Source organism: Nocardiopsis halotolerans DSM 44410, from assembly GCF_000341065.1.
Lineage (GTDB): Bacteria > Actinomycetota > Actinomycetes > Streptosporangiales > Streptosporangiaceae > Nocardiopsis > Nocardiopsis halotolerans.
The window spans coordinates 1-5,926 of sequence record NZ_ANAX01000008.1 but is presented as its reverse complement, the minus strand read 5'-3'; the positions used below and the strand labels follow the sequence as shown (position 1 = coordinate 5,926).

At 73.6% G+C, this 5,926-nt stretch carries 4 protein-coding genes and 1 pseudogene; 1 reads left to right on the top strand and 4 read right to left on the bottom strand.

What is annotated here, in order from left to right:
* Nucleotides 1-273 (top strand): annotated as a pseudogene (locus D455_RS0100635) (FAD binding domain-containing protein); the annotation flags it as partial.
* A 155-nt stretch (nt 274-428) separates the two neighbouring features.
* Here the strand turns inward: D455_RS0100635 and D455_RS0100630 are convergent.
* The 4 genes from D455_RS0100630 to D455_RS28770 all read right to left on the bottom strand — a co-directional run.
* Nucleotides 429-1,379 (bottom strand): D-alanine--D-alanine ligase family protein, encoded by a 951-nt coding sequence (locus D455_RS0100630; RefSeq protein WP_017568827.1) that lies wholly within the window; start codon nt 1,377-1,379, stop codon nt 429-431.
* 54 nt (nt 1,380-1,433) lie between these two features.
* Nucleotides 1,434-2,666: an aminotransferase-like domain-containing protein gene (locus D455_RS0100625; protein ID WP_017568826.1), complete on the bottom strand. Its 1,233-nt coding sequence runs from the start codon at nt 2,664-2,666 to the stop codon at nt 1,434-1,436.
* An 802-nt stretch (nt 2,667-3,468) separates the two neighbouring features.
* Nucleotides 3,469-4,788 (bottom strand): helix-turn-helix domain-containing protein, encoded by a 1,320-nt coding sequence (locus D455_RS0100620; protein ID WP_017568825.1) that lies wholly within the window; start codon nt 4,786-4,788, stop codon nt 3,469-3,471.
* Nucleotides 4,789-4,960: 172 nt separating this feature from the next.
* Nucleotides 4,961-5,926: PucR family transcriptional regulator (locus D455_RS28770; RefSeq protein ID WP_017568824.1), on the bottom strand; the 966-nt coding region annotated here is incomplete at its 5' end.

Here is a 5,926-nt window from a genome sequence, read left to right as displayed (position 1 = left end):
CGCGGAGTGGCCGCTGGTGGAGGCGGTGGCCCGGCTGTCCCTGGCCGACGGGGGCGCGGGTCCGNGGCGCGTACCCCGCTGCGGCTGCCGGAGGTGGAGGCCGCTCTGGTGGGCGCGCGCCCCGGTGAGGCGTTGGGCGCGGACGCCGAAGGGGCGTTGGAGGGACTGGCCGACCTGTGCTCCCCGCTGCCCGCGACCGGGTACAAGGTGGAGCTGTTGCGGGCCACCGTGCGCGACGTGGTCGATCGGGCCCTGGGCGCCCCGGGCGACTGACGCCGGGGCGGAGCGCTTTCACGGGGGAGCGCGGACCCGTGCGTTCGGGCCTCGGCACGGTCGCCGCGGAGTTCGACGGCCGCTCACACGAAGCGCTCGGCTGGGAGGTCCCAGCCGAGCGCTTCACCCGGACCGCACGCGGTTCCGGGCCGGTGTCAGCCGCGCAGGAACGCCTGGTGGGCCAGGTCCCGGCACACGACCGAGAAGTCCAGCCCGGCCGAGGCCGCCGCCATCGGGAAGGTGGAGGTCTCGGTCAGGCCCGGAGCCACGTTGGTCTCCAGGAAGACGACCTGGCCGTCCTCGCCCACGATGACGTCGGTGCGGGACAGGTCGCGCAGCCCCAGGGCGCGGTGCGCGGTCATCGCCACCTCGGTGGCCGCGGCGAGGGCGTCGGCGTCGAGGCGCGCCGGGCAGAAGAACTCGGTGCGCCCGGCGGTGTAGCGTGCGGCGTAGTCGTACACCCCGCCGTCGGGCACGATCTCCACCGGCGGCAGCGCCACCGGGCCGTCCCCGGTGTCGAGGACGCCCACGGCCAGTTCGGTGCCCTGCACCTGCTCCTCGACCAGGGCCGCGTCACCGTAGGCGAAGCAGGCGACCAGGGCGGCCGACAGGTCCTGGACCGAGGTGACCGGGGCGGCGCCGAACGCCGAGCCTCCCCGGTCGGGCTTGACGAACAGGGGCAGGCCCAGCCGGTTGGCGAGCCGGTCCATGAGCGCCGGGGCGCCCAGGTCGTGGAAGGCCGACTTGGGCAGGGTGGCGCCGCGCGGCACCCGCACGCCCCGCTCGGCCATCAGCGCCTTGGCCGCGGGCTTGGCGTAGGCCAGGCGGCAGGCGCCGGGCCGGGCGCCCACGTAGGGCATCCCGGTCAGTTCCAGGACCTCCCGGATGGCGCCGTCCTCGCCCGCGGACCCGTGCAGGACGGGGAAGACCACCTGCGGCGGGTCCTGGGCGAGGCGGTCCAGCAGGGTGGAGTCGACGTCGGCGACCTGGACCTCCACGCCCAGCCGGCGCAGCGCCTCGGCGACACCGCGCCCGGAGTGGACGCTCACCTCGTGTTCGGGGGACAGGCCCCCGGCGAGAACGAGAACCCGGTCAAGGTCTGCCACGGCGCGGACCTCCTTCTGTGCTGCTGTCATGATTCTGGATGCCCTCGTGGGGTGTCAGGGCAGGTCGGGGGCGGGTACCTGGGCTCCCTCGGAGTCCGGGGCCAGGGTGGTGCCGAACGTATCACGCAGGTCGACCTCCCCCTCGATGGCTCCGACGAGGCGGCGCACGCCCTCACGGATCTGCTCGGGTGTGGGATAGCAGAAGCTCAGGCGCATGTTGGCCCGGCCGCGGCCGTCGGAGTAGAAGCCGGTGCCGGGGACGTAGGCGACCCGCTCGCTGACGGCCCGGGGCAGCATGGCCTTGGTGTCGACGCCCTCGGGCATGGTGGCCCAGACGAAGAATCCGCCCTCGGGACGGGTCCAGGTGCACCCGTCGGGCATCATCGCCGTCAGCGCGTTGAGCATCGCGTCGCGGCGCTCGCCGTACATGGTGTTGAACGACTTGATCTGCTCGCGCCAGGGGAAGGTGTTGAGGTAGCGGCGCACCACCAGCTGGTTGAAGGTGGAGTGGCTGAGCATCGCCGACTCGGCGGCCAGGACGAGCTTGGCGCGCACGGCGGCCGGGGCGAGGGCCCAGCCGATGCGCAGGCCCGGGGAGAGGGTCTTGGACAGCGAGCCGAGGTAGACGACGTTACCCTCGCTCTGGGAGTAGAGGGTGGGCTCGGGGTCGCCGTCGTAGCGCAGCAGCCCGTAGGGGTTGTCCTCGACGATGAGTACGTCGTGGCGCTCGCAGGCCTCGATCACGCTGGCGCGCCGCTCGGCGGACATGGTGATCCCGGCGGGGTTCTGGAAGTTGGGGACGGTGTAGAAGAACTTCACCGGACGCCCGTCCAGCTCGGCGCGGACGAGTGCCTCCTCCAGCTCCTCGGGGATCACGCCCTGCTCGTCCATGCCCACGTGGCGGATGTCGGCCTGGAACGCGGCGAAGGTGTTGATCGCGGTGACGTAGGTGGGGGCCTCGGTCAGGACGATGTCGCCGGGGTCGACGAAGACCCGGGTGATCAGGTCCAGGGCCTGTTGGGAGCCGACGGTGACGATGACGTCGTCGGGACTGGCGGTGATGCCCTCCAGCGTCATGTAGTCGCAGATCTGCTCGCGCAGCACGGGGTCGCCCTGGGCGGAGCCGTACTGGAGCGCGGACGCGCCCTCCTCGGAGACGACGTCCCTGACCAGTTCGCCGATCTGGTCCAGGGGCAGCGCCGCGACGTTGGGCATGCCCCCGGCCAGGGAGACCACCTCGGGGCGCGACGCCACCGCGAAGAGTGCCCGGACCTCCGATGCGACCATGCCCTGTGCTCGGCGTGCGTAGCGGCCGACGTGCGGGTCGATACGCGAACCCTGTTGGCTGGGCTGCTGCTCTCGGTGGTCAGCGGACACGGTCCACCTCCGAAGGATGGTCGTTCTGTGGGGCCGACGGGGTGTCGGCCGGGAGCTCTCGCCGTTCCCGGGTTCGACGCCCGTGCCGCCCCAGCGGTTCACGTCCCCTCCCGTCCGCGGGCGGGCCGCCCGTGGTACGCGTGGGACGTTCGGGTGGGCTGGGCCGCGCGTGAACACGGCCCGGTAAATGCACCGAGTCTAGCCCAGTGGTGGAACACGGAGTCGGGGAAGCCCCCCTGCGTGCTGTTCACCACACCGGCCACGTCCAGTACCTTTCGCCCCGTTTTCACCCCAGAACTACCCGTGAGCGGCGCGCGACTCACACGGGGGTGACGAGAACATGGACCATTCTTTCCCGGTCAGGGGAACGACGGCGGCCGGAAGGGGGCGGCATGGCGCGGGGGCGGGTCCCCCCCAACCCGCCCCCGTGTGGGCGGTACCCCCCCGGAGGTCGTGTGCCTCCGAGGGGCGTACCTTCGGCGCGATGGCCCCAGGGGGGTTCCCCCGAATCCCCGTGGTCGGCCATCCTGGGCCCGGTGGCGCATGTCCGTAACTCTCCCCCGGGACCCCCCTCAAGGTCCGAAGGCCGTGGACGCGCCACGCGTCCGCCCGCGGCTGGTCGCCGTGCCCTCTCTTGCCCGACGACCGCCACCGACTCTGGGCCGCGCACGCTCAGTCCATCGCACACCATGAGGGGACGGCAACGGTTGCACTAGGTTGCGATGCCGTCGCGCAGAGCCATGGGAGCGTTGCCCTCGCACAGCGCCCGCCGCAGCGCGCGCACCCCCGGAGCCATGGAGGCGGGCATCAGGTCCGCCGGGGAGGGCCCCAGGGCGACCCGGACACGCACCTCCTCGCTGAAGCGGTAGGGGCGGCTCTCGATGATGCCGCCCAGGTGGCGGCGCACGCGCGAGAGCTCGGCGCGCACCGTCACCACGTGCCCGTCCCCGCCGAACACGTCCTGGGACAGCTGCGCGCCCGTGCGCCCGTCCCGGTGCACGGCCAACAACAGCAGCAGCTCCGCGTGGCGCGGAGTGAGCCGGTGCGCCCACTCCCCGCTGGGCCCGGACACCACCATCGTCGACGAGGGGCCGGTCAGGTCCAGGGTGACCGTGGAGGGCACGGCCTCCTTCACCGGCTGGGGGCGGACGAGCCAGCCGCCGGGCAGGGGTTCGAGGGCGCACTCCCCCAGCGCGGGCAGCCAGGCCGTACCGCTCTCGCGGTGTTTGGGCAGCAGTACGCGCCGGACCGGCTCCATGTGGACGGCGGCGGCCGTCCACCCCGACTCGTCCACGACCAGCGCGCGCTCGCTCATCCCGGCCAGCAGGGGCGCGGCCACCGAGCGCAGTCGTTCCAGGTGGGTGTGGTGGATGCTCTGGAGGTGGGCCTCGGCGAGCTGGGCGACCGCGTTGACCAGGGCCAGGGTGGAGGGATGGATGGTGGAGACGGGGCCGGTGACGTCGATGGCGCCGAGCAGGCGCCCGTCGCGGGGATCGTGGATGGGGGCGCAGGCGCAGGTGAGGGTGTGCAGGCTGCGGACGAAGTGCTCGGCGGAGTAGACCTGTACGGGGCGACCCACGGCCAGGGCGGTGCCGATCGCGTTGGTGCCGGTGCTGCCCTCGTTCCAGAACGCGCCCTCGACGAGTCCGACGCGGTCGCCGATGCTGCGGACGCGGTGGGAGCCGTCCCGCCACAGGACCTGGCCGGAGGCGTCGGTGACCAGCATGATGTGGTCGGCCTCGTCGGCGACCGAGACGAGGGAGCGTCGGATCAGCGGCAGGACCTCGGCGATCGGTGAGGCGTCCCGGTGGCGCTGGAGCTCGTCCAGGCGCGCCATGCGGGGCGGCGGAGCGCTGTCGGGGTCGATCCCGAAGCGGCGTGTGCGGTCCCAGGAGTCCTCGATGACCGGGCGCGGGGGCGCGGGTACCGGGCGCCCCGTGAAGGAGGCCTCGTGCACCCGCCGCAGCAGGAGCGCGTGCTCACGGGCGTCGACCCCGGCGGGCAGGGCCGTGTCCAGCGGAGGGAAAGACATGTGGCTCCCTGACTTCGCGTTCGCGACGACGTGCATCAAGTGTCCCGACTCGGCTCCGGCGGAACTGGGGGAACGGAGTAACGCACATGTTTCGGAAGCCGCTGTCGCTTCTGCTTCCGTTTCCCCACCGGATTATGCCCCACTTCGACCTCCTGGCCGGTAGGGCCGTTCGTCAACCATCCGCGTGCCAGCGGGTCAGTGCGAACCACAGGCGCATGCGCTGCTCGGCGTCGGCCAGGTCCACGCCCAGATCGCGCTCGACACGGCCGATGCGGTAGCGGACGCTGTTGCGGTGGGCCCCCAGGTCGGCGGCGGCCCGGTCCCAGTTGCCGTGCCGGGTGAGCCAGGCTCGCAGGGTGCGGCGCAGGAGGCGGGCGGAGTCGGTGTCCTCGGTCAGCGGCCCCAGGACCCGGCGGGCCAGTTCGTCGGATTCCCCGGCGCCGAGGAGGGCGGCGAAGGGGTCGTCTCCCTCCTCCAGCAGCGGCCCGCCGACCGCGCGGGCGCGGGTGAGCAGCACGGCCGCCCGGTGGCCCGCCCCGGCCAGCTCCGTCGGGGGCACCGGTCGGCTCAGGGCGCCGATCCAACCGTGGGCGAGGAGCCGGTCCATGCGGTCCAGGTGTGCGGCGTCGCCCCGGTCGGCGAGGACGGCGCGCAGCCGCCCGTGGGAGTCGGCGTCCAGGACCCGGGTGTCCAGGGGCAGGGCGGCGGGGGCGGTGCGGGGCCCCTCGGCGGGCAGTGCGTGCAGGACCCGGTAGGCGGAGGCGGCTGGCTCCGGCCCGGTGAGCTCGGCCAGGAGCGGGGCGGCCTCGTCGGTGAGCCCGCCGTCCAGGAGCAGTCCGGTGATCAGGCGGCCCGGGGCGGGTGGAGTGCCCTGGGAGGTGTGGGCGAGCAGTTCCAGCAGGGCGGTGGCGGTGCGCAGGACGGCGCGGTCGGTGACGCCCAGCGGCCGGGGGCGGCCGACCAGGACCACGCCGTGCTCCTCCGGCGGGGTGCCGACGGTGTGCAGGAAGACCTCGTCCCCGTCAGCACGGGCCTTGGCGCTGCGCGGCCCCCGGAGGCTGGTGAGCCGGTCCACGAGGCCCTCCAGTTCGGGGGAGAGCGCCGTCGGCGCCCCCGCGGTGCGGTGGGCACCGCCCGG

Excerpts from the sequence above, each read along its gene's own strand:
- D455_RS0100625 (WP_017568826.1), bottom strand. The coding sequence starts at position 2,666 with ATGGTCGCATCGGAGGTCCGGGCACTCTTCGCGGTGGCGTCGCGCCCC.
- D455_RS0100620 (WP_017568825.1), bottom strand. The coding sequence starts at position 4,788 with ATGTCTTTCCCTCCGCTGGACACGGCCCTGCCCGCCGGGGTCGACGCC.